The sequence below is a fragment of the Mycobacterium sp. GA-1841 genome (assembly GCF_001954135.1).
GTDB lineage: Bacteria > Actinomycetota > Actinomycetes > Mycobacteriales > Mycobacteriaceae > Mycobacterium.
Window position 1 is genome coordinate 71,002 of record NZ_MBEQ01000017.1, and the last position, 18,420, is coordinate 89,421.

16 protein-coding genes and 1 pseudogene are annotated in these 18,420 nt (G+C 67.4%); 9 read left to right on the forward strand and 8 right to left on the reverse strand.

What is annotated here, in order from left to right; all coding sequences use genetic code 11:
- Position 1 precedes the first annotated feature (1 nt).
- Complete coding sequence (locus A5740_RS04720; RefSeq protein ID WP_076192227.1) at positions 2-1,738, reverse strand: SDR family oxidoreductase; 1,737 nt, start codon at positions 1,736-1,738, stop codon at positions 2-4.
- A 67-nt stretch (positions 1,739-1,805) separates the two neighbouring features.
- Complete coding sequence (locus A5740_RS04725) at positions 1,806-2,159, reverse strand: oxidoreductase (RefSeq protein ID WP_076192228.1); 354 nt, start codon at positions 2,157-2,159, stop codon at positions 1,806-1,808.
- 214 nt (positions 2,160-2,373) lie between these two features.
- Between A5740_RS04725 and sucB the strand changes: the two genes are divergently transcribed.
- The 6 genes and pseudogenes from sucB to A5740_RS27935 form a co-directional block, all read left to right on the forward strand.
- Positions 2,374-4,125: a 2-oxoglutarate dehydrogenase, E2 component, dihydrolipoamide succinyltransferase gene (gene sucB / locus A5740_RS04730; protein ID WP_076191897.1), complete on the forward strand. Its 1,752-nt coding sequence runs from the start codon at positions 2,374-2,376 to the stop codon at positions 4,123-4,125.
- Between the two features lie 25 nt (positions 4,126-4,150).
- Positions 4,151-5,059, forward strand: coding sequence for a TIGR01777 family oxidoreductase (locus A5740_RS04735; RefSeq protein WP_076191899.1), 909 nt, complete (start codon positions 4,151-4,153; stop codon positions 5,057-5,059).
- A gap of 59 nt (positions 5,060-5,118) precedes the next feature.
- The gene (lipB, locus tag A5740_RS04740) at positions 5,119-5,793 is read left to right on the forward strand and encodes a lipoyl(octanoyl) transferase LipB (protein WP_076191901.1); all 675 of its coding nucleotides are present in this window, start codon (positions 5,119-5,121) and stop codon (positions 5,791-5,793) included.
- Positions 5,794-5,797: 4 nt separating this feature from the next.
- The gene (lipA, locus tag A5740_RS04745; protein ID WP_076191903.1) at positions 5,798-6,742 is read left to right on the forward strand and encodes a lipoyl synthase; all 945 of its coding nucleotides are present in this window, start codon (positions 5,798-5,800) and stop codon (positions 6,740-6,742) included.
- Positions 6,743-6,746: 4 nt separating this feature from the next.
- Complete coding sequence (locus A5740_RS04750; RefSeq protein WP_076191904.1) at positions 6,747-7,499, forward strand: DUF4191 domain-containing protein; 753 nt, start codon at positions 6,747-6,749, stop codon at positions 7,497-7,499.
- Positions 7,496-7,696: pseudogene (locus A5740_RS27935) on the forward strand (amidohydrolase); the annotation flags it as partial. The gene A5740_RS04750 and the pseudogene A5740_RS27935, both read left to right, overlap by 4 nt.
- 7 nt (positions 7,697-7,703) lie before the next feature.
- On the opposite strand, the gene A5740_RS04755 reads toward A5740_RS27935, so the two are convergent.
- Complete coding sequence (locus A5740_RS04755; RefSeq protein WP_076191906.1) at positions 7,704-8,186, reverse strand: RDD family protein; 483 nt, start codon at positions 8,184-8,186, stop codon at positions 7,704-7,706.
- 156 nt (positions 8,187-8,342) lie between these two features.
- On the opposite strand from A5740_RS04755, the gene glnA reads away from it, so the two are divergent.
- The 3 genes from glnA to A5740_RS04770 all read left to right on the forward strand — a co-directional run bounded on the left by glnA (position 8,343) and on the right by A5740_RS04770 (position 10,823).
- Positions 8,343-9,779 (forward strand): type I glutamate--ammonia ligase, encoded by a 1,437-nt coding sequence (glnA, locus tag A5740_RS04760; protein WP_067774266.1) that lies wholly within the window; start codon positions 8,343-8,345, stop codon positions 9,777-9,779.
- Positions 9,780-9,948: 169 nt separating this feature from the next.
- On the forward strand, positions 9,949-10,380 hold the full coding sequence (gene dtd / locus A5740_RS04765; RefSeq protein ID WP_076191907.1) for a D-aminoacyl-tRNA deacylase: 432 nt from the start codon (positions 9,949-9,951) through the stop codon (positions 10,378-10,380).
- A 32-nt stretch (positions 10,381-10,412) separates the two neighbouring features.
- On the forward strand, positions 10,413-10,823 hold the full coding sequence (locus A5740_RS04770; protein ID WP_076192230.1) for a DoxX family protein: 411 nt from the start codon (positions 10,413-10,415) through the stop codon (positions 10,821-10,823).
- Here the strand turns inward: A5740_RS04770 and A5740_RS04775 are convergent.
- The 5 genes from A5740_RS04775 to A5740_RS04795 all read right to left on the reverse strand — a co-directional run bounded on the left by A5740_RS04775 (position 10,820) and on the right by A5740_RS04795 (position 18,331).
- The gene (locus A5740_RS04775; RefSeq protein WP_076192232.1) at positions 10,820-11,677 is read right to left on the reverse strand and encodes a TIGR03619 family F420-dependent LLM class oxidoreductase; all 858 of its coding nucleotides are present in this window, start codon (positions 11,675-11,677) and stop codon (positions 10,820-10,822) included. The genes A5740_RS04770 and A5740_RS04775 overlap by 4 nt on opposite strands.
- Positions 11,674-12,303 carry a PaaI family thioesterase gene (locus A5740_RS04780; protein ID WP_076191909.1) on the reverse strand — a complete coding sequence of 210 codons (630 nt, stop codon included), beginning with the start codon at positions 12,301-12,303 and terminating at the stop codon, positions 11,674-11,676. Before A5740_RS04780 ends, A5740_RS04775 begins: the two co-directional genes overlap by 4 nt.
- A 63-nt stretch (positions 12,304-12,366) precedes the next feature.
- Complete coding sequence (locus tag A5740_RS04785; RefSeq protein WP_139334935.1) at positions 12,367-15,375, reverse strand: bifunctional [glutamine synthetase] adenylyltransferase/[glutamine synthetase]-adenylyl-L-tyrosine phosphorylase; 3,009 nt, start codon at positions 15,373-15,375, stop codon at positions 12,367-12,369.
- Between the two features lie 37 nt (positions 15,376-15,412).
- Entirely contained in the window at positions 15,413-16,753 is a 1,341-nt protein-coding gene (locus A5740_RS04790; protein ID WP_076191911.1) for a glutamine synthetase family protein, read from the reverse strand.
- Positions 16,754-16,804: 51 nt separating this feature from the next.
- Positions 16,805-18,331: an alpha/beta hydrolase gene (locus A5740_RS04795; protein WP_139334936.1), complete on the reverse strand. Its 1,527-nt coding sequence runs from the start codon at positions 18,329-18,331 to the stop codon at positions 16,805-16,807.
- Between the last annotated feature and the right edge of the window lie 89 nt (positions 18,332-18,420).

Below are 18,420 nucleotides of genomic sequence, written 5' to 3' on the forward strand. Positions count from 1 at the left end.
GCTAGAGCGACCCGGACCGCGCCACCCGGCGCAACGCCGAGGGCACCAGCCGCGCCAACCCGTAGGCCGCATAGGCCTCGGGGGTGACGGGGCGGATCGCCTGGTCCTTGATGACGGCGGCCACGATGGCCTTGGCCACCTTCTCCGGCCCGTAACGGCGCGCGGCGAAGGCCTTCTTGGTCTTGGCCCGCAGCTGGTCGACCTGGTCCCGCTGATCAGCCGACAGGTCGAAGCGGGTGGTGTCGACGATGTTGGTGTCGATGACGCCGGGACAGATCGTGGTCAAACCGATTCCGGCCGAAGCCAATTCGGCGCGCAGGCAGTCGGAGAACATGAACACCGCAGCCTTGCTGGTGGCGTAGGCGTTCATCGACGCCGACGGTGAATAGGCGGCCATCGATGCCACGTTGACGATGTGGCCGCCGGTGCCGCGCTCGACCAGCCTGCGGGCAAACGACCGGCAACAGTTGACCACTCCGCCGAAGTTCACCTCCAGCACACGGTCGTACTGATCGGCCGGTGTGTCGAGGAACTTGCCGCCGTGGCCGATCCCGGCGTTGTTGACCACCACGTCGGGCACGCCGTGGGTAATGCAGACCTGTTCGACGAAGTTCTCGACCGCCTCGGCATCGGCCACGTCGAGCCGGTAGGCGTGCGCCACACCGCCGCCCGCGACGATCTCGTCGACTGTCGCCGCCGCCGCATCTTTGTCGATGTCGCTGACCACGAGTTCGGCGCCGCCGGCGGCGAACGCCAGCGCGGTGGCCCGGCCGATGCCGCTGCCCGCCCCGGTGACGGAAACCAAAGTGTCACCGAAGGGTTCGCGGGTTCGGCCGACCTGCGCGCGGCGCAACGCCCGGGCCGCCGGTGCGCCCTCGATGTGATCGATCAGCTCGGCTGTCGCGTTGGCGATGGCGCGCCAATGGGAGAACGGTGCCCAGTGACCGGCTTTGAGGTTGCGGCGCCACAGCAGCGGCACCCAGGTGGATTCTTCGTCGTAGCCGTGGCCTCGCACCACCGGGTCGTGGTCGTTGCAGATCAACTGCACCGGCACCGTCACGTAGTGGTCTTTGCGCAGCGTCGTGAACGATCGGATGGCGTTGGCGGGGTAGATCTTCAGCGAGTTTGCCGCATCGATGTCGAGCGTCTCGGACTGGAACTTGGGGCCGGGGGTGTCGATGGCTTGCAGCCTGCGCGCGGCCCCGCGGCGCATCAGCGCCGGCGCGATCACGGGCACCGAGAACGGAATCCAGTAGCTGAACCGCGAGGCCAGATCCAGCGCCCTGGCGAACTGGATGGGCCGGTACGGCCGGGCCAACCGACGGCGGACGAACGCCCCGTAGTGGTCGGTGCTGGGCCCCGACACCGAGGTGAAGGACGCCACCCGTTCGGCGGCGCCGGGGCGGCTGAGGTATTCCCATGCCCCGACCGATCCCCAGTCGTGCGCCAGCAGGTGTACCGGTCCATCGGGGCTGACTGCGTCGATGACGGCGGACAGGTCGTCGGCGAAGCGGTCCATCCGGTAGTCGGCAACGCGCTTGGGCACGTCGGACGCGCCGGCACCGCGGTTGTCGTAACGGATGATGCGGTAGCGCTCACCCAGTTCGCCGGTCACGCCGTTCCACAACACGTGCGAATCAGGCCAACCGTGGGCCATCACCAACGTGGGACGCCCGCGGTCCCCTTGCTCATAAACCGCGATGCGGGTTCCGTCCGAGCTGACGACGAAGCGCTGCATGTCCACCCCTCCACGAGGTATCTGTGACGAACAGTATCCAATACCTCAGGTATCGGCTGGTTTGACTCTAACGCTCGTCGAGCTCCTGCCGAAGCGCGCGTTGCCGTTCGATACGCCGCCGTGCGTCGTAGTCGCGCATGCGTTGGGGATAGCCGACCTTTTGCACGTCGTAAACCGGGATCTGCAGCCGGTCACTGAGTCGACGCGCGCCCGCCTCACCCCCGGCACGGCGCCGGGTCCATTCCCCGTCGGCGGCGACCAGCACGACGGTCACCTCGGTGACGGTGGTCCGGGGCTCGACGAACGCCTCGACGCCGACATGATCGGCCACCCACTGCTGCAGATAACGCAGATCCTCAGCCCGATCTCCCGCGGATCGGCGCGCCGGGCGACCGCGGCGAAACCCGTCGAACAGCCCCAACGGAATCGTCTCCTCAGTTCTCGGCAAGTTCGGCGAACTGCCCTGCGCACCCTCCACCGATAGTGCCAGAGCTCGCGGCAACCCTGAGTGCGTGCGAATGGTGCTGCAGTGACAGGATGGTTCCGACAATCCAGTTAGGTGCCGCACCCAGTGCACCCAGCTGTGGTAAGCCAGAGTTCGAGTCGTCACATGACCGTCTGAGGAGTCAATACACATGGCCATCTCCGTCCAGATGCCCGCGCTAGGTGAGAGCGTCACTGAAGGGACCGTCACCCGTTGGCTTAAACAGGAGGGCGACACCGTCGAACTCGACGAGCCGCTGCTGGAGGTGTCCACGGACAAGGTCGACACCGAGATCCCGTCCCCGGCCGCTGGTGTCTTGACGAAGATCGTGGCGCAGGAGGATGACACCGTCGAGATCGGCGGTGAGCTCGCGGTCATCGGCGAGGCCGGCGAATCGTCGGGAGATTCGGCGCCCGCACAGCCGGAATCCGAACCCGAGCCGGAGCCCGAACCACAGGCCACCGAGCCCTCGGCGGCTCCGTCCGAATCCCCCGCGCCCGAGCCGTCCACCCCGGCCAAGCCGGCCGCTTCGGGGTCCGCCACCACGGTCACCATGCCGGAGCTGGGCGAGTCGGTCACCGAGGGCACCGTCACCCGGTGGCTCAAGAAGGTCGGTGACTCCGTCGGCATCGATGAGCCGCTGGTCGAGGTGTCCACCGACAAGGTCGACACCGAGATCCCGTCCCCGGTCGCCGGCACTCTCCTGGAGATCACCGCCGAAGAGGACGACGTCGTCGCGGTCGGCGGCGAGCTCGCCAAGATCGGCGAGGCCGGTGCGGCCCAGGAATCGGCTCCCGAGCCCAAGCCCGAGCCCAAGGCCGAACCGAAACCGGAACCCAAGCCGGAACCCAAGGCCGAACCGAAACCCGAGCCCAAGCCGGAACCCAAGCCCGAACCGAAACCCGAGCCCAAGGCTGAGCCCGCACCGGCCGCTGCCGCCGGCGACGGCTCGCCGTACGTCACGCCGCTCGTGCGGAAGTTGGCCTCGGAGAACGGTGTCGACCTCGCCGAGGTGAAAGGCACCGGCGTCGGCGGCCGCATCCGTAAGCAGGATGTGCTGGCCGCCGCGGAGGCCGCGAAGGCGCAGCAGGTTCCTCCTGCTTCCCCCGCCACTCAGGCCCCCGCCGCTCAGGCCTCTGCCGCCGCACCCGCTGCCACGCCGGCCCCGGCGCTGGCCCACCTGCGCGGAACCACCCAGAAGGCCAACCGGATTCGCCAGATCACGGCGAAGAAAACGCGCGAATCCCTGCAGGCGACCGCGCAGCTGACGCAAACCCACGAGGTCGACATGACCAAGATCGTGGCGTTGCGGGCCCGGGCCAAGGCGGACTTCGCCGAGCGCGAGGGCGTCAACCTGACCTATCTGCCGTTCATCGCACGCGCTGTCATCGATGCGCTCAAGATCCACCCGAACGTGAACGCCAGCTACAACGAGGACACCAAGGAGATCACCTACTACGACGCCGAGCACCTCGGCTTCGCCGTCGACACCGAGCAGGGTCTGCTCTCCCCCGTGATCCACAATGCCGGCGACCTGTCGCTGGGCGGGTTGGCGCGCGCCATCTCCGACATCGCGGCTCGGGCCCGTTCGGGCAACCTCAAGCCCGACGAGTTGGCTGGTGGCACCTTCACGATCACCAACATCGGCAGCCAGGGCGCGTTGTTCGACACGCCGATCCTGGTGCCGCCGCAGGCGGCGATGCTGGGCACCGGTGCGATCGTCAAACGCCCGCGGGTGATCTCCGACGAGTACGGCAACGAATCGATCGGTGTGCGGTCGGTCTGCTACCTGCCGCTGACCTACGACCACCGACTGATCGACGGCGCCGACGCCGGCCGATTCGTGACCACCATCAAGCGCCGGCTCGAAGACGGTGCATTCGAGGCCGACCTCGGGCTTTAAGGACCGTTAGGAGGGGCTCCCCACTGTGGCGGACGCCGTCATCGCGATAGCGGGATCGTCCGGTCTGATCGGTTCGGCGCTGGTTGCCGCACTGCGCGCCGCCGATCACCGGGTACTCCGAATCGTTCGTCGGGCACCGTCGAACGGCGACGAGTTGTTCTGGAATCCCGACACCGGAGAGTTCGACGCCGACGCATTGCGCGGTGTGGACGCCGTGGTGAACCTCTGCGGCGTCGGTGTCGGCGACAGGCGGTGGTCGGGCGCGTTCAAACAGAGCCTGCGCGACAGTCGCATCGGGCCGACCGAGGTGTTGGCCGGCGCCGTCGCCGACGCCGGGGTTCCGGTCCTGATCAATGCCAGCGCGGTCGGCTACTACGGCGACACCCGTGACCGGGTGACCGACGAGACCGCACCGGAAGGACATGGTTTCCTGGCCCGGCTGTGCGCGGACTGGGAGGCGGCGACCGCTGCGGCCGTCGCCGCCGGAACCCGCGTGGTGCTGCTGCGGACCGGGCTGGTGATGTCGCCGTCCGGGGGCATGGTGAACCGGCTCAAACCGCTGTTCTCGTTGGGGTTGGGCGCCCGGTTGGGCAATGGCCGCCAATACATTCCGTGGATCAGCCTGGAGGACGAGATCCGCGCGGTGCTGTTTGCGATCTCGGCCGATGGCCTGTCGGGCCCGGTCAATCTGACCGGGCCGGCGCCGGTGACCAATGCCGAGTTCACCGCGGCGCTCGGCCGGTCGCTGAACCGGCCCACCCCGGCGATCGCGCCCGGTTTCGTCCTGCGCGCCCTGCTCGGCGAGTTCGCCGACGAAGCCCTGCTGGTCGGCCAGCGCGCAATCCCGGCCGCATTGGAGCGCGCGGGTTTCACCTTCCACCACAACACCGTGGGCGAGGCACTGGCCTACGCCACCGCGCCCAAAGACGCATGACCGGGGTCCCCACGCGGCAGGCTGGGGTCCCCGCGAACCTGAGGCGTACGGTCAAGGCTGTGACGTCCATCCGCTCGACCGCCTCACCTGTCGAGGTGCGGCGTCTGGGCATGATCGATTACCAGGACGCCTGGGCACTCCAGCGCGAGATCGCCGACGCCCGGGTCGCCGGCGGCCCCGACACCCTGTTGCTGTTGCAACACCCCGCGGTCTACACCGCCGGCAAGCGCACCGAGGCCCATGAAAGGCCGATGGACGGCACGCCGGTCGTCGACACCGACCGCGGCGGCAAGATCACCTGGCACGGTCCCGGCCAACTGGTGGGCTATCCCATCATCGGGCTGACCGAGCCGCTGGATGTGGTGAATTTCGTTCGGCGCCTTGAGGAAGCACTCATCACCGTGTGTGCGGACCTGGGACTGCAGACCGGCCGGGTCGAAGGACGGTCGGGAGTCTGGGTGCCAGGCCATGAGCTGAGGCCGGCCCGCAAGGTCGCCGCGATCGGCATCCGGGTGTCCCGGGCGACCACGCTGCACGGTTTCGCGCTGAACTGTGACTGCGACCTGTCCGCCTACTCCTCGATCGTGCCGTGCGGCATCGCCGACGCTGGGGTCACGTCGCTGTCGGCCGAGTTGGGTCGGCAGATCACGGTCGAGGACGTCACCGATCGCGTCGCTGCCGCGGTGTGTGACGCGCTCGACGGCCGTCTCGAAGTTGCGCTGAACGTAGGATGAATCTGTGAGTGTCGTTCCAGAAGGTCGAAAGCTGCTGCGTCTGGAAGTGCGTAACGCGCAGACACCGATCGAGCGCAAGCCACCGTGGATCAAGACCCGGGCCAAGATGGGGCCGGAGTACACCGAGCTCAAGGGCCTGGTGCGGCGCGAAGGTCTGCACACGGTGTGCGAGGAGGCCGGCTGCCCCAACATCTTCGAATGCTGGGAGGACCGCGAGGCGACGTTCCTGATCGGCGGCGAGCAGTGCACCCGTCGCTGCGATTTCTGCCAGATCGACACCGGTAAACCGGCCGAGCTGGACCGCGACGAGCCGCGGCGGGTGGCCGAGAGCGTGCAGGCGATGGGTTTGCGCTACTCCACCGTCACCGGGGTGGCTCGAGATGATCTGCCCGACGGCGGTGCCTGGCTGTATGCCGAAACCGTGCGCTACATCAAGAAGCTCAACCCGAACACCGGCGTGGAACTGTTGGCCCCGGACTTCAACGGCAACCCCGAGCAGCTGGCCGAAGTGTTCGAGTCACGACCAGAAGTGTTCGCCCACAACGTCGAAACGGTGCCACGTATCTTCAAGCGGATTCGTCCGGCCTTCCGCTACGAGCGCAGCCTGGACGTGATCACCGCGGCGCGCAACGCCGGCCTGGTCACCAAGTCCAATCTGATCCTCGGCATGGGCGAGACCATCGACGAGGTCCGGACGGCCCTGCAGGACCTGCATGAGGCCGGCTGCGACATCGTCACCATCACCCAATATCTGCGCCCGTCGCCACGCCATCACCCGGTCGAGCGCTGGGTGCATCCCGACGAGTTCGTGGAGTTGTCGAGCTATGCCGAGGGCCTGGGATTCGCCGGTGTTCTGGCCGGACCGCTGGTGCGTTCCTCCTACCGTGCCGGCAGGCTCTATGCCCAGGCCGCACGGGTTCGGTTTGCCGATCAGCCCCCCGTATCCTGAAGTAATGGCGAAAACCCGCACTGCCGCAGAAACGAAAGCGGCAAAGGCCGAGGCGAAGGCTGCCCGTAAGGCGGCCTCCAAGCAGCGGCGCAGTCAACTGTGGCAGGCATTCCAGGTCCAGCGCAAAGAGGACAAGCGCCTGCTGCCGTACATGATCGGCGCCTTCGTGTTGATCGTCGCTGCCGCGGTGGTCGCCGGTGTGCTCATCGGTGGGTTCACCATGTACACCCTCATCCCCCTCGGCGTGGTGCTGGGCGCGTTGGTGGCGTTCATCATCTTCGGCCGTCGGGCCCAGAAGTCGGTGTACCTGAAGGCCGAAGGTCAGACCGGTGCGGCCGCCTGGGCGCTGGACAACCTGCGCGGCAAGTGGCGCGTCACCCCTGGCGTCGCGGCGACCGGGCACTTCGACGCCGTGCACCGGGTGATCGGCCGGCCCGGGGTGATCTTTGTCGGCGAGGGTTCGGCCAACCGGGTCAAACCCCTGCTCGCGCAGGAGAAGAAGCGCACCGCACGTCTGATCGGCGAAATCCCGATCTACGACATCGTGGTCGGCAACGGCGAGGGCGAGGTCCCGCTGTCCAAGCTGGAGCGTCATCTGAACAAGCTGCCGGCCAACATCACGGTCAAACAGATGGATTCGATCGAGTCCCGGTTGGCGGCGCTCGGCACCAAGACCGGTCCGGCCGGGTTGCCCAAGGGCCCGATGCCCGCGGGCGCGAAGATGCGCGGTGTTCAGCGCACCGCGCGTAGGCGCTGATCGGCGATCCGAACGCACAGGTGTTGACGCTCGCCGGTCAAAGGCTGACGGTCGAGCAGGCCGTACCCGCCAACACCCTGGGCGCGGCCTACCGAATCCGGCTCGACGCCTTGGTCGGCTCGCTGGAGACCGGCAAGATCCATGGGGCAACCGTGACGTTGACCATGATGAACGGCCAGATCCGCCATCAGGTCTGAGCCGGCGTCAGCGCCGCACGACGACGGTCTTGCTGGCCAGATCGTGCAGGCCGCGCAGGTCACTGTCGGAGACCAGCGGCGGGATCACCAGTGCGATCAACACCACGCGTAGCAAGGCCCGCCCGATACCGATCCGCTCGATGCCGACCGGCGCCACCAGCAGGCCCACCGCCAGCTGGCCCGGGGTGAAGGAGAACAACCGCACCGCGACCGTTCCGATCACGATCCAGGTCACCAGCACCGCGGTGGACAGCGCCGGCAGCGAAATCAGACCCAGCGCCATCGCCAGCCCGGCCAGCCCATAGGCGATCAACCAATCGATGCACAAAGCACCCAGTCTGCGGCCCATCCGGGCCACCGAACGGGAGCCGGAATCAGGCAGCCCGAGGCGCTCACCGGGGTATTTACCGCGAGCGTCCGGTGCGTCCTGGCCGCCGCCGGCGTCGAACGGGCCGGGTCCGGATAGCCAATTTCCCATGGTGCGGGCCATAGGATCAGAATAGGCGTGGCCGGTTACGTGCCCGTCGGTAGCTCATGTCACACATGAATGTCATCGCGTAACTTGCGCGCAACATATGGTTGACGACTGCGCAACATCGTGTCCTTAGCGTCAACCCGCGGGTTACCAGTAAAGGAGAACACTGAAGTGGCAGAAAAGACGTCCGACGACATCTTCAAGCTGATCAAGGACGAAAACGTCGAATACGTCGACATTCGCTTCTGCGATCTGCCCGGCGTCGTCCAGCACTTCTCGATCCCGGCAACGGCGTTCGACGAGAGCGTTTTCGAAGACGGGCTCGCGTTCGACGGCTCGTCGGTCCGCGGCTTCCAGTCGATCCACGAATCCGACATGATGCTGCTGCCGGATCCCGACACCGCGCGCATCGACCCGTTCCGCGCGGCCAAGACGCTGAACCTCAACTTCTTCGTGCACGACCCGTTCACCCGTGAGGCTTACTCCCGCGATCCGCGCAACGTGGCCCGCAAGGCCGAGAACTACCTGGCCAGCACCGGTATCGCGGACACCTGCTTCTTCGGGGCCGAGGCCGAGTTCTACATCTTCGACTCCGTGCAGTTCGACTCCAAGATCAACGGCACCTTCTACGAGGTCGACTCCGAGTCGGGCTGGTGGAACACCGGAGAGCCCTTCGAGGCCGACGGCAGCGCCAACCGCGGCTACAAGGTGCGCCCCAAGGGCGGTTACTTCCCCGTCGCACCGTATGACCACTACGTCGACCTGCGCGACGAGATGGCGACCAACCTGATCAACGCCGGCTTCACCCTCGAGCGCGGTCACCACGAGGTGGGCACCGCCGGTCAGGCCGAGATCAACTACAAGTTCAACACGCTGCTGCACGCGGCCGACGATGTGCTGCTGTTCAAGTACATCATCAAGAACACCGCCTGGCAGAACGGCAAGACCGTCACCTTCATGCCCAAGCCGCTGTTCGGCGACAACGGGTCGGGCATGCACGCCCACCAGTCGCTGTGGAAGGACGGCCAGCCGCTGTTCCACGACGAGTCCGGGTACGCCGGTCTGTCCGACATCGCGCGCCACTACATCGGCGGCATCCTGCACCACGCCCCGTCGCTGCTCGCGTTCACCAACCCGACGGTGAACTCCTACAAGCGTCTGGTGCCCGGCTACGAGGCCCCGATCAACCTGGTCTACAGCCAGCGCAACCGCTCGGCCTGCGTCCGTATCCCGATCACCGGCAACAACCCGAAGGCCAAGCGCCTCGAGTTCCGCTGCCCGGACAGCTCGGGTAACCCGTACCTGGCGTTCGCGGCGATGCTGATGGCCGGCATCGACGGCATCAAGAAGAAGATCGAGCCGCTGGCCCCGGTCGACAAGGACCTCTACGAGCTGCCGCCGGACGAGGCCGCCAACATCCCGCAGGCTCCGACCTCGCTGGCCGCCGTGATCGACAAGCTCGAAGAGGACCACGAGTACCTCACCGAGGGCGGCGTGTTCACCGAGGACCTGATCGAGACCTGGATCTCGTACAAGCGGGAGAACGAGATCATGCCGATCCAGATCCGGCCTCACCCGTACGAGTTCTCGCTCTACTACGACGTTTAAGTCGGCCCGCCGACGCGACGTTTAAGTCGGCCCGCCGACGCGACGTCTAAGTCGGCACCGCCGACGCGACGTCTAGGTTGTAACCGCCGATTTCTACACCAGGGCCGTTGATTTCGAAATTCACCGCCCTGGTGTAGAAGTCGCGGCGGCCGCCCGCACAATTGAACCCATGCGTGTTCTGGTGCAGCGGGTGTCCTCGGCAAGTGTCAGTGTCGACGGCGAGGTGGTCGGCCGGATCGCCCCCGCCACTCAGGGGTTGCTGGCGTTGGTCGGGGTCACGCACGACGACGATGCGCCGAAGGCTCGGCGAATGGCCGAAAAGCTCTGGCAATTACGCATTCTCGATGACGAGCGCTCAGCAGCCGACATCGCCGCTCCGATCCTGGTGATCAGTCAGTTCACGCTGTATGCCAACACCGACAAGGGCCGACGGCCGTCCTGGAACGCGGCGGCTCGGGGCCCGGTCGCCGAACCACTGGTGGCCGAGTTCGCCACCGCCCTGACCACGCTGGGTGCCACTGTACAAACGGGAGTTTTCGGGGCGAACATGCAGGTGGAACTGGTCAATGACGGGCCGGTAACGGTGCTGCTCGAGCTGTGAGATTCCTGGGTGTCACCAAGTATCGTCACATCATGACGACCAACCTCGACGCTCGGCTCGCCACCTACGCGCCCGCCGCCATTGGGATCTTCCGCATCGTGTTCGGCCTGCTCTTCACGATTCACGGCACCTCCAAGCTCTTTGCCTGGCCCGTCGACATGGGGAGCGGCGCCGCATCGGTCGGCTCCTGGCCGGTCTGGTACGCGGGTGTGCTCGAACTCGTGCTGGGCCTGCTGATCCTGGTCGGTCTGTTCACTCGGATCGCCGCCTTCATCGCCGCCGGGCAGATGGCGGTGGCTTACTTCTGGCAGCACCAGCCCCAGGCACTGTGGCCCTCGGAGAATGGCGGTGAGGTTGCGGTGCTGTACTGCTTCGGCTTCCTGCTGTTGGTCGGGATCGGCAGCGGCGCATTCGCCGTGGACGCCGCGCGCAACAAGACCTAGTCCAGCGCCAGATCCTCACGGAACCGCTTCATCCCGTCGATCTTTTCGCCCAGCGTGGCTGCGGGGCCGGCGTAGAACATCCACGGCATGGTGATGACGCCCTGGATACCGCCGGCCTCCGCCCGCGCGTAATGCTCGGCGGTGAAGGCATCGGTCAACGGCGTGATGATGGTGAAATCGTCCATCGTCAAACCGTTTTCGGCGCGCAGCCGACGTAGCTGGTCGGCCCGTTGAAGCGCGTCCTCGGTGGAGATCAGATCGCCGATCCAGCCATCGTGACGGGCCGCGCGGCGCAGTGCGATGTCGGACAATCCCCCGACGTAGATCGGGATCGGCGGCGGCGTGGGCTCCATTTCCAATCGTGGGGCGGAGTAGAACTCGCCGTCGAATTCCGTCCACCCGGGCGCCCACAACTCTTTCATCAACGCGAGCATCTCGTCCGTGCGCTTGCCGCGTCGCGCGAACTGCTGACCCAACAGTTCGAATTCGTCCTCGCACCAGCCGACCCCGACGCCCAGTTCCAACCGCCCGCCGGCGAGATAGGCCGCGGTGCCGATGGCTTTGGCAGCCGAGTACGGGTCGCGCATCGCCGGCAGGTAGACCGTGGTGACAAACTTCAGCCGGGATGTGACGAGCGCCAACGCCCCGATCATCACCCACGGGTCCGGCCAATCGGTGAACGCCTCCCAGCGCCGCTTGCCGTCCTTGGTGTAGGGATACGGGGTTCGCAGCGTCTCCAGATTCACCACGTGATCCGGGATGCCCATCCCGTCGTAACCGAGATCATCTGCGGCCCTGGCTACTTCGACGGCCTCGCGGGTGTCCATGAAGGCCGTGCTGACGTAGAACCTCACCCGGCGTTCCGCGCCCAAGCCGGGGTGATGAAGACGCCTTCGGCCTCGACGGTGATTCCGTCCGCGTCGCTGATATGGCCCCGCGCAAAGGTTTTGACGCCTTCCGTCCGGTCGATGTACGCCTCGGCGCGCAACGATCCCAGGGGTGTGCCGCGGCGGTACCGGCAAGTGATGGTGCCCGTGTACCGCGGTTCGTTCAGTCCACCGCTGGCCACCTCGCCGAGAATGTGGTCGAGCACCAGGGCGCAGATGCCACCGTGCACCCAGCCCAGTGGGCCTTCATAGGCCGCACCGAGCACGAATTCGCTCCAGCAGCTGCCATCTTCGGCATGCTCGATGACCAATGGTGGGGCCAGCGCGTTGCGCAGTCCGACGACCGGATTCGCCCACACCACGGGCCTACCGGTCTCGGCGTGCACCATCGCGTGGGGACCGTCCCGCTGTTTTCGACGCAGCGTCGCCGCGATGGCCTCGACGGCAGCGGTGGCCTCGGCGATGGTCTGCGGGTCCACCTCGGTGCGCACGCCCGCGTCGACGAGATCACGCATCGCCCGGGCGAACGGCTCGTAGACGGCTTCGAGTCGATCGTGCTCGGCGGCGGAGAGGACGTCGAACGTATGGTTCATAGACGTACTTACTATCAGGTGTTCCAGCGCCGGGGTACTCAGCCCCTCCAGCCCCTTGGCGGCTCAGCCGCCGAAAATCTTGAGGACCACACCCTTCGCCCGCCGCGTCACCCTCAGGTAGTTGTCCAGGAACTCACCACCGTCGTCGCTGCCCCAGCCGGCGGCCAAGGCCACGGCATTGAGCTGGCGACCCGGCCCGGGCAGCTGATCGGTCGGCTTGCCGCGCACCAGTACCAGCGCGTTGCGGGCCCGCGTCGCCGTCAACCAGGCGTCGCGCAGCAGTTCCACGTCACTTTCGGCGACCAACTCGGCCGCGCCGATGGCATCGAGGGCCTGCAGCGTCGAGGTGTTGTGCAGCGCCGGGACTTCGTGGGCGTGTCGCAGCTGCAACAACTGCACGGTCCATTCGATGTCGGCCAGACCGCCGCGCCCCAGCTTGGTGTGAGTGTTGGGATCGGCGCCGCGAGGCAGACGTTCGGCATCCACCCGGGCCTTGATCCGGCGGATCTCCTGCACGGCCTCGGCCGATACCCCACCGGAGGGGTACCGAGTCTTGTCGGCGATGAGCAGGAAGCGCTCTCCGAGCTCCAGATCGCCTGCGACGCTGTGTGCCCGCAACAGCGCCTGGATCTCCCAGGGCTGCGCCCACTGCTCGTAGTAGGCCGCATAAGAGGCCAACGTGCGGACCAGTGGCCCGTTGCGCCCCTCGGGACGCAACCCGGTGTCGACCTCCAGCGGCGGATCGGCGCTCGGTGTGCCCAGCAGAGCCCTGACCTGTTCGGCGATGCTCACCGACCAGCGCACGGCAGCCGAATCCTCCACCCCGGGCTCCGGCTCGCAGACGAACATCACGTCGGCGTCGGAGCCGTATCCCAGCTCCCCGCCACCGAGCCGGCCCATACCGATCACCGCGATGCGGGCCGGCGCACCGGATTCGGGGGTGTTGGCCCGGATCACGGCGTTCAGCGCGGCCTGCAACACCGCCACCCACACCGCGGTCAGCGCCCGGCACACATCGGTCACGTCGAGTAAGCCGAGCACGTCGGCCGACGCGATGCGGGCCAGCTCCCGACGTCGCAGCGTGCGCGCGGCCGCGATGCCGCGCACCGGGTCGGAGTGCCGCCCGGCCGAGGCCACCAGCGCGCGCGCCACACTGTCGGGTTCACCGTCGAGCAGTTTCGGGCCGTTGGGACCGTCGGCGTAGAGCTGAATCACCTCCGGGGCACGCATCAGCAGCTCGGGGATGTAGGCCGAGGTGCCCAGCACCCGCATCAGGCGCTTGGCCACCGCGCCCTCGTCGCGCAGGGTCGACAGATACCACCGCTGCTCGGCCAGCTCCTCACTGATCCGCCGGTAGGCCAGCAGGCCGGCATCCGGATCGGGCGTATCCGACAGCCAGTCCAGCAGAGTCGGCAGCAGCACCTGTTGTACCCGGCCTCGGCGCCCGCTCTCACCGGTGAGCGCGGCCAGGTGGGTCAACGCGCTCTGCGGGCCCTCGTAACCCAGTGCGGCGAGCTGACGTTCGGCCGCCTCCGTACTCATCCCGGTGCCGATTCCCACCGCGGGCTGGCCTACCGATTCGAGCAGCGGCTGATAGAAGAGCTTGGCGTGCAGCCGTGACACCCGCATGCTCTGCCGCTTGAGCTCCTCGCGCAGCACGCCTTGGGCATCGTGGCGACCGTCGGGCCGGACGTGTGCGGCCCGAGCCAGCCAACGGTATGCCTCGTCGTCGTTGTCGTCGGGCAGCATGTGGGTGCGTTTCAGCCGCTGCAATTGGAGGCGGTGCTCGAGCAGACGCAGGAATTCGTAGGAGGCGGTCATGTTGGCGGCGTCGTCGCGCCCGACGTAACCGCCCTCGCCGAGCGCGGCCAGCGCATCGACCGTGGAGGCCACGTGCAGCGCATCGTCGTTGCGGCCGTGGACCAATTGCAGGAGCTGGACGGCGAATTCGACGTCTCGTAGGCCCCCGGTGCCCAGTTTGAGTTCGCGGGCGCGCACCCCGGCGGGGACGAGTTCTTCGACGCGGCGGCGCATCGCCTGGACCTCGGGGACGAAATCCTCGCGCTCGCAGGCCGACCAGACCATGGGCATCAGGGCGTCGATGTAGTCCTGGCCCAGCTGCGCGTCGCCCGCGGCGGGTCGTGCCTTGAGCAGGGCCTGGAACTCCCAGGTCTTGGCCCACCGCTGATAGTAGGCGATGTGGGCGTCCAGGGTCCGGACCAGTTGGCCGCGTTTGCCTTCCGGGCGCAACGCGGCATCGACTTCGAAGAAGGCGTCGGCGGCAAAGCGCATCATCTCGCCGGCCACCCGGGTGGCGGTGGCCAGGTTGTCGTCACCGGAATCATCGTCGACGAGGGATTCCCCGACGAAGATGATGTCGACATCGCTGACGTAATTCAGTTCGCGCGCACCGCATTTGCCCATGGCGATGACGGCGAGACGGGGTTCGGGCCCGTCCTCGCACACGGCCCGGGTGGCCACCGTCAGCGCTGCGCTCAGCGCGGCGTCGGCCAGGTCAGACAGGTGCGCGGCCACCTCGACGAACGGCAGCACCGGCTCGTTCTCGACGGTCGAGGCGACGTCCAGGGCGGCCAGTACCAGCAGCCGGTCCCGATACAGGTCGCGTAGTGGGGGCACGGCAGCACCTGTGCCACGGTCGATTTCGACACTGCGGGCGGCGGCGGTGAAGATCTCGCGCAACTCGGTGGGTCCGGCCAGTGTCACGTCACCGGCCAGCAGTCGCCACGACTCGGGATGGGCCACCAGATGATCGCCCAGGGCCAGTGAGGAACCCAGGACGCCGAACAGCCGGCCACGCAGGGCACGGTCGCTCAGCAGCGTCCGGTTGAGTTCATTCCAGTCCGCCTCGTCGAGCTCGTCGGCCAGGCGGACCATGGCCAGCAGCGCGATGTCGGCGTCGGGTGCGCGCGACAGCGACCACAGCAGCTCGACGTGCGCCTCGGTGTTCCAGCCGAGCCGATCGAGTTCGGCGGTGGCCTGCGGATGCACCAGCCCGAGCCGACCGACGCTGGGCAGTTTCGGGCGATCGGTTGCAGGCTTGGGCACGTTCACGACGGTAGCGCACGAAGCGCCGGCACCGCCGCGGCACTCAGAGCGAGAGGTAGTTCTTCAACTCGTAGGGCGTCACGTGGCTGCGGTAGTTCTCCCACTCGGCGCGCTTGTTGCGCAGGAAGTAGTCGAAGACGTGCTCCCCCAACGCTTCCGCGACGAGCTCGGAGCCCTCCATGGCCTCCAGCGCGTTGCCGAGGCTGGACGGCAACTCGCGGTAGCCCATGGCGCGCCGCTCCTCGGACGTCAGGCTCCAGACGTCATCCTCGGCTTGCGGACCCAGCACGTAGCCCTTCTCGACACCGCGAAGACCGGCGGCCAGCAGCACCGCGAACGTCAGGTACGGGTTGCAGGCCGAGTCGGGGCTGCGGACCTCGACGCGTCGCGACGAGGCCTTGCGCGGCGTGTACATCGGAACCCGCACCAGCGCCGAACGGTTGGCCGCGCCCCAGGACGCCGCGGTGGGCGCCTCGCCGCCGTGGATCAGGCGCTTGTAGGAGTTCACCCACTGGTTGGTGACGGCGCTGATCTCGCTGGCATGCTCCAGGATCCCGGCGATGAAGGACTTCGCGACATCGGAGAGCTGCAGGGGGTCGTCAGGGCTGTGGAAGGCGTTGGTGTCGCCTTCGAACAGGCTCATGTGCGTGTGCATGGCCGAACCGGGATGCTCGGCGAACGGCTTGGGCATGAACGAGGCCCGCACCCCCTCGCCGAGGGCCACCTCTTTGACCACGTAGCGGAACGTCATCACGTTGTCGGCCATCGACAGCGCATCGGCGTAGCGCAGGTCGATCTCCTGCTGGCCCGGCGCGCCCTCGTGGTGGCTGAACTCCACCGAGATGCCCATCTGCTCCAGGGCGTCGATGGCGTGCCGGCGGAAGTTGGGGGCGGTGTCGTGCACGGCCTGATCGAAGTAGCCGCCGTTGTCCGCCGGGACAGGCGGGTTGCCGTCGTCTTCACCGGGCCGGAGGAGGAAGAACTCGATCTCGGGGTGCACATAGCAGGAGAATCCGAGGTCGCTGGCCTTGGCCAGTTGCCGGCGCAGCACGTGCCGCGAGTCCGCCCACGACGGCGAGCCGTCGGGCATGGTGATGTCGCAGAACATGCGCGCCGAATGGTGCTGGCCTCCGCTGGTGGTCCAGGGCAGCACCTGGAACGTGGAGGGGTCGGGCCGCGCCACGGTGTCGGATTCCGAGACCCGGGCGAAGCCCTCGATCGACGAGCCGTCGAATCCGATCCCCTCCTCGAACGCGCCCTCGAGTTCGGCGGGCGCGATCGCCACCGACTTGAGGTAGCCGAGCACGTCGGTGAACCACAACCGAACGAACCGGATATCGCGTTCCTCCAGGGTGCGCAGCACGAATTCCTTCTGGCGGTCCATGCCCGCAGCGTAGGCACCGGCTGTTAAATCTGTGTTACGGCCCTGCAAGAGTTAGCAGGAGAGGTTGCCCGGCGAGGTTTGGTCGACGAAGAAGTTCAGCACTGCCGTGTCGACGCAGGCGTCCCCGTTGAACACCACGGTGTGTTGCGTGCCGGTGAACGAGATCAGTGCCGCACCCATTTGCCGGGCGAGGTCCACACCGGCCTGGTACGGCGTGGCCGGGTCGCCGGTGGTGGACACCACCACGACCTTTCCCGGACCGGGCCCGGTCACCGGGTGAGGCACGGAGGTGGCCGGCACCGGCCACAGGGCGCAGATGTCGCGGGGCGCGTACCCGGTGAACTCGCCGTAGGCCATGAACGGTGCCGCGGCACGCAGCTGCCGATCGGCGTCGGCCCACACCGCCGGGTCGGTCGGGAACGGCGAATCGACACATCGGATCGCGGTGAATGCATCCTGCAGGTTCCGGTAGTGACCGGCCTCGTCGCGGTGCCAGTAGTCGTCGGCCAGCAGCAACAGGTCACCCGGATCGGTGCCACGCGTCAATCCCAGCAGGCCGCTGGTCAGGTAGGGCCAGTACCGCGCCGAGTACAAGGCGTTGCCGGTGCCGGTGATGGCGTCGGCATAGCCGAGCCCGCGCGGATCCGACGTGGGTCTCGGGGCCGTCGCCAGCGGATCCACCAGGCGCTGGAAGCGGCTGGTGAACTGGGCCGGGTCGGTGCCGAGCGGACAGTCCGTGGATTTCGCGCAGTCCGCGGCGTAGGTGTCGAACGCCTTTTGGAACCCGGCCAACTGGCGGATGTTCTTGGTGATCGGGTCCAGGCTGGGATCGATGGCACCGTCGAGCACCATGGTGCGAATCCGGTTGCCGAACTGTTCGGCGTAGGCACCGCCCAACTCGGTGCCATAGGAGAAGCCAAGGTAGTTGATCTGGTCTTCACCCAAAGCCGCCCGCACCGCATCCATGTCCCGTACCGCCGAAGCGGTGCCGATGTTGGCCAAGAACGGTGCGCCCATGCGGTCCAGGCACTGCTGCGCGAACTGCCGGTAGAGGGCTTCGATGTGCGCGACGCCGGCCGGGCTGTAGTCGGCCATGGGTTCGCGACGGTAGGCGTCGATCTCGGCGTCGGTGCGGCAGCGCAACTGCGGCGTGGAGTGCCCGACGCCGCGCGGGTCGAACCCGACCAGATCGAAATGATCGGTGAGCGGCGACCCGGCCAGTGCGGCCCCCATGCCGGCCACGGTGTCCACCGCGGAAGCACCGGGACCGCCGGGGTTGATGAACAGTGCGCCGATCCGCTGCCCGCTGGCCGGTATCCGGATCACCGCCAATTGTGGTTGTGCACCTTGAGGATCCGGAGAGTTCCAGTCCAGCGGAACTGCCACGGTGGCGCATTGCGCGGTGGGGATCGTCGCCGGATCCTGCACCCATTGGGCGCAGCTTCCCCACTCCGGCGCCGATCCCGGCGATGCCTGCGCGACCGGCTGCCCGATCGGACCCACCACTGCGGTCATGCCGAGCAGTGCGGCCCAGAACACCCTCGCTGCTCGACCGTCCGCCCACCGCACGGCTGCCATGGTCGCACGGCGGCCGCCGTGGGGTCTGCTCCTGAGTCCGAGCGGAAATCGGCCGGAGATCATCCGGTGACCTTCTCGGCCGGGCGCGG